Origin of the sequence: Kitasatospora sp. NPDC047058 (assembly GCF_040643935.1) — a bacterium.
Taxonomy (GTDB): domain Bacteria; phylum Actinomycetota; class Actinomycetes; order Streptomycetales; family Streptomycetaceae; genus Kitasatospora.
Window position 1 is genome coordinate 1 of the sequence record NZ_JBEYVJ010000495.1, and the last position, 4,434, is coordinate 4,434.

4 protein-coding genes are annotated in these 4,434 nt (G+C 72.4%); 1 reads left to right on the forward strand and 3 read right to left on the reverse strand.

Going from position 1 to position 4,434, the window contains the following annotated elements; genetic code table 11:
• Window positions 1-73: 73 nt before the first annotated feature.
• From ABZ885_RS36155 to ABZ885_RS36165, 3 genes are read right to left on the reverse strand one after another with little or no spacing between them, the layout of a single operon-like run.
• Window positions 74-667 (reverse strand): rhomboid family intramembrane serine protease, encoded by a 594-nt coding sequence (locus tag ABZ885_RS36155; protein WP_360198559.1) that lies wholly within the window; start codon window positions 665-667, stop codon window positions 74-76.
• Window positions 664-1,992, reverse strand: coding sequence for an alpha/beta hydrolase-fold protein (locus ABZ885_RS36160; protein WP_360198562.1), 1,329 nt, complete (start codon window positions 1,990-1,992; stop codon window positions 664-666). Before ABZ885_RS36160 ends, ABZ885_RS36155 begins: the two co-directional genes overlap by 4 nt.
• Window positions 1,989-2,633: a class F sortase gene (locus ABZ885_RS36165; protein WP_360198565.1), complete on the reverse strand. Its 645-nt coding sequence runs from the start codon at window positions 2,631-2,633 to the stop codon at window positions 1,989-1,991. The genes ABZ885_RS36160 and ABZ885_RS36165 overlap by 4 nt, the downstream gene beginning before the upstream one ends.
• Window positions 2,634-3,064: 431 nt before the next feature.
• Between ABZ885_RS36165 and ABZ885_RS36170 the strand changes: the two genes are divergently transcribed.
• A complete protein-coding gene (locus ABZ885_RS36170) occupies window positions 3,065-4,378 on the forward strand; it encodes a hypothetical protein (RefSeq protein WP_360198568.1) in 1,314 nt (437 codons plus the stop codon).
• Window positions 4,379-4,434 lie beyond the last annotated feature (56 nt).

Consider the following 4,434-nt stretch of genomic DNA (forward strand, 5'->3'; position numbering starts at 1 on the left):
ACCGGCCGGTGCCGATCACTCGTACACAACATGAGTGAAGTTTCAACTGTTCCCGTCGGCGAGGTGACCCGTGTCACATTCGGGCCGGAACGCATACCAGCAGGTGCAGCCGGCGCCGCCAGAGCACGGTGAGCCGGAAGCCGAGCACCCCGGCCAGCGCGAACAGGCCGGTGACCGGGCCGGTGGCGGTCTGGTCGGCGACGGCGGCCGTCCACTGCTCGCCCGCCCGGGAGCCGAGCGCGACCAGCCCGGTGCCGAGCAGGGTGCCCAGCACCTGGCCGACGACCAGCACGCAGAGCATCCGCACCCACCCGAACCGGCGCTCGGCGGGCACACCGAACAGGAGCAGCAGCACGCTGGTGAACACGTACGAGCCCACGCCGGGGCACCAGAGCAGCGAGGTGAACGGCGTCCACCAGCGCCCCTCGGCGAGGGTGGGCAGGCCGATGCCGACCTCCGCCAGCAGCTCCCGGGAGGGGCCGTGGGCCAGGCTGCCGCTCGCCCCGCCGACCGCCCAGAGGAGGGCGAGCAGGGTGAGCGTCAGCGGCGCGGCGCGCAGCCGGGCGGCGATCCCGGTGGCGGCAGGTCGGCCGGGCAGCGGGCACGGCTCGCCGGCCTCCTGCACCGCGGCGGGCTCGCGGACCGGCGGCGGGCCGAGCCGGATCACCGGATCAGTCCGGTCTGCTGGGCCAGCCAGGGCAGCTGGTCGACGATGCCGGGCCGGAAGATGACCCAGCCGTGCCCGCCCGGCATCAGGTCGAACTTGGCCTTCATCCCGGCGGCCAGGGCCGCCTGGTAGACCTTCTCCTGCTGCCCCCGGAACTCGTCGTCGGTCTTGCCGACCACGATGGCGCCGGCGGTGTCCGGGAACTTCCTGCGGGCCATCACGGTCAGCGGGTCGACGGCCTCGAAGGCCGCGTCGTCCCCGTCGAAGGCGGCCGCGACGGTCTGCGCCCGGGTGCCGAGGGTGGGCTCCTCCTGGCCGGACATGTCGAGGAACGAGCCGTAGACGTCGGGCGCGTTGACGGCGAGCTGCAGGGCGCAGGTGCCGCCCATCGAGGCGCCGCCGATCGACCAGGAGCCCCGCCCCTTGGCGGCCTGGAGGTTCTGGTGGACCCAGGCCGGGACGTCCTCGGCCAGGTACGTCTGCACCCTGGCGATCTTCGAGTCGAAGCAGAGCGTGTTGTTCCAGGTGGAGCCGAGCTGGTCGGGCATCACCACGATCGGGGCCAGGCCCTGGTGCTTCGCGGCGAACGCGTCCAGCGTCTCGTTCAGCTGGGCGGTGTTCACCCAGTCCTCGGGCACGCCGGGCTGGCCGCCGAGGAGGACGACGACCGGCAGCAGCGGCCGGGGGCTGGCCTGGTAGGCGGGCGGCAGGTAGACGTAGCCGTCGCGGGCCTTGAAGCCGGACTTGGTCCCGGGGATGGGGGTCTTGGAGACCGTCCCCTTCGCCGGCAGCCCGGGCGGGGCGTGCCAGACGTCCTCCAGCACCTGGCCGGGCGGCGGGCTTATCGTCTTCGTGTCCTTGCCGGTGGTCAGCTGCTGGGTCTTCGAGAGGAACGGCGCCAGCATCACGCGGCCGCTGGGGTACTGCTCGAAGCCGCGGTTGACCTGCGAGGAGGACATCAGCAGGACGAGCGCGGCGCCGCCGAACGCGAACAGCTTCCGGCGGGCTCCGGGCAGCCGGGGCGCCCGGAACCCGGCCAGGCAGAGGCCGAGGACCGCGGTGGCGATCCACCAGGTGACGTAGCGGGGCAGCCCCTCGGGGAAGGGGTGCCACCAGTCGTCGACGACGATCCCGAGCAGCTTGGTCAGCACGGCGGCGAGCAGCAGCGCGGCGGGCAGCCGGCGGCTCCACCACGTCCGGCCGCGGGAGACCGCGAGGGCGATCAGCGCGCCCCAGCCGGCCGCGAGCACGGCGTAGGGGATCGGGCCGTGGATCAGCGACCAGTCGATCGGGTTCCAGGTCAGGGCAAGGGAGGTGGAGGTCATACGTTCTTCCCCGGCCGGGTGGTGTCGGCCAGGAAGCCGTAGGCGACCACGTTCCCCTGGTAGCCGCTCTCCTCGCTGTACCCGCCGCCGCAGGTGATCACCCGGAGCTGGGCGTCGGCGGCCTGGCGGTACACCCGGTCGTCCGGGAAGTCCTTTCGGTCGTGCACTTCGATGGCGTAGAGCTGGTAGACGGCGGTGGCGCCGTCCTCACGGGCGATCTCGATCCGATCGCCGCGATGCAGGGCCCCCAGATGATAGAAGACGGCCGGTCCGTTCCGGTTGTCGACGTGCCCGGCGATGATCGCGGTGCCGCGCTGCCCGGGGGTGGCGCCGCCGCGGTACCAGCCGGCCAGGTTCCGGTCGGCCTCCGGGGGCGTCTGGAGGTGGCCGTCGCCGTCCAGACCCAGGCTGGTGACCGGTGCGTCGAGCTTCACGGCGGGGATCCTGATCCGGGTCGGGGCGGAGGGTCCCAGCGGGGGGACGACGGAGACGGGGGCGAAGCCGGAGAGGGCCTGTCCGGAGGCCGGGGCCGGGGGCAGTTCGAGCCTGCCGCCCTGGTTCACCAGCCAGGCCCCGAGGACGAGCGCGGCGCTGACCGCCAGGGTGCCCGGCCACGGGCTCCTGCTCTGTTGGGCGCCCACCCGGCGCTCCCCTCTGCTGACAACGTGCTCGTTCCTGGGAGTTTCCTGGGAACAATTGAACCGGATCGGACTTTAAGGCACATCAATACGATGGTCGTACCGACACCCGCCGTTCGGCAGGGTCGTGGGCCCGGGACGTGCTCCGAGTAGGCGGGCGACCACCCAGAGGGAGCAGTGCCACCGAAACGATCACCCCGATGGCGTCCGCATGAGCATCGACAACGTCGGACGCCTGTCCGGTTGCACCAATCGGGCGATCGGTTCGGACCGTCCGTGGTTCACCACTGACCGATCGTGCCCACATGCCATGCTGACCCCGTTCACAGGTCTATCACCGCACTTGTCCGACCGGACGTGCGTCCGCATCCTCCCATCCGGATGCGTCGTCTGCGTGTCCGCACGGCTTCCGCACGCCTTACGAACGGAGTGACATGGACGCTCTCTCCCGCCGCACCCTACTGGCCGCCGGTGCCGCGACCGCAGCCACCCTGGCGGCCGGCTGCGGCGGAAACGGCGGCTCCGGCGGCGGGCAGGCGGCGGCGCCGGCCCCGGTACCGGCGGACCAGGCCGGATCCGGCGTCCCGAGGCCCCCCGCCACCCTGATCGGCGACGGCTCCACCTCGGACACCGGCCCGCAGCCCCACCAGCCCACCGCCGAGCCGCTGAAGCCCGGCGAGCGCCCGCCGCAGTTCGTGGTCTTCTCCTGGGACGGCGCCGGAGAGCTGGACAACGGCCTGTTCGGGCGGTTCCGGCGGCTCGCGCGGGAGCACGACGCCTCGATGACCTTCTTCCTGAGCGGCCTCTACCTGCTGCCCGAGTCCAAGAAGGACCTCTACCGCCCGCCGCAGCACAAGACCGGCGCCTCGGACATCGGGTACCTGAGCGACCGGCACATCCACGACACGCTGGAGAACCTGCACGCGGCCTGGCTGGAGGGGCACGAGATCGGCACCCACTTCAACGGGCACTTCTGCGGCGCCACCGGCGTCGGCAGGTGGTCGCCCGAGGAGTGGGACAGCGAGATCGAGCAGGCGATGGACTTCGTCATGAACTGGCGGACCAACACCGGCTTCACCGACCTGCCGCCGCTGCCCTTCGACTACCGCAAGGAGCTGATCGGCAGCCGCACCCCCTGCCTGGAGGGCCAGCGCAACCTGCTGCCGGCCGCCGCCAGGCGCGGCTGGCGGTACGACAGCAGCGGCAGCGGCACCCAGGTCTGGCCGCAGAAGATCCAGGGCGGCGCGCTCTGGGACCTCCCGCTGCAGTCCATCCCCTTCCCCGGGCACACCTTCCAGGTGCTGTCGATGGACTACAACATCATGTTCAACCAGTCCGGCAGCAACACCAAGGCCGACCCCGCCCTCCACCCCGCGTACCAGGCGCAGGCGCGGGACTCCTACCTGATGGGCTTCGAGCGGGCGTACACCACCAACCGGGCGCCGTACATCATCGGCAACCACTTCGAGCAGTGGAACGGCGGCATCTACATGAACGCCGTCGAGGACGCGCTCAAGGCCATCGCCGGGCGGCCCGGGGTCCGGCTGGTCTCCTTCCGCCAGCTGGTGAACTGGCTGGACGCGCAGGACCCGGCGGTGATGCGCAAGCTGCAGGGCCTCGCCCCCGGCCAGGCCCCGGCCGGGGGCTGGGAGACCTTCCTCGGCTCCCCCGCCCAGGCCGCCGGTTCCGCCCCGGCCGCCGCCGGTTCCGCCCCGGCCGACCCCGGTGTCCCCGCCGGGGGCAAGTGACCGTCAGCCCTTCCGCACCCGGCCGGACACCAGCGCGCCCAGCAGCGCCACCCCGG

Bases quoted from the DNA above. Each gene is read 5' to 3' on its own strand.
- ABZ885_RS36160 (WP_360198562.1), bottom strand. From the start codon at position 1,992: ATGACCTCCACCTCCCTTGCCCTGACCTGGAACCCGATCGACTGGTCG.
- ABZ885_RS36170 (WP_360198568.1), top strand. From the start codon at position 3,065: ATGGACGCTCTCTCCCGCCGCACCCTACTGGCCGCCGGTGCCGCGACC.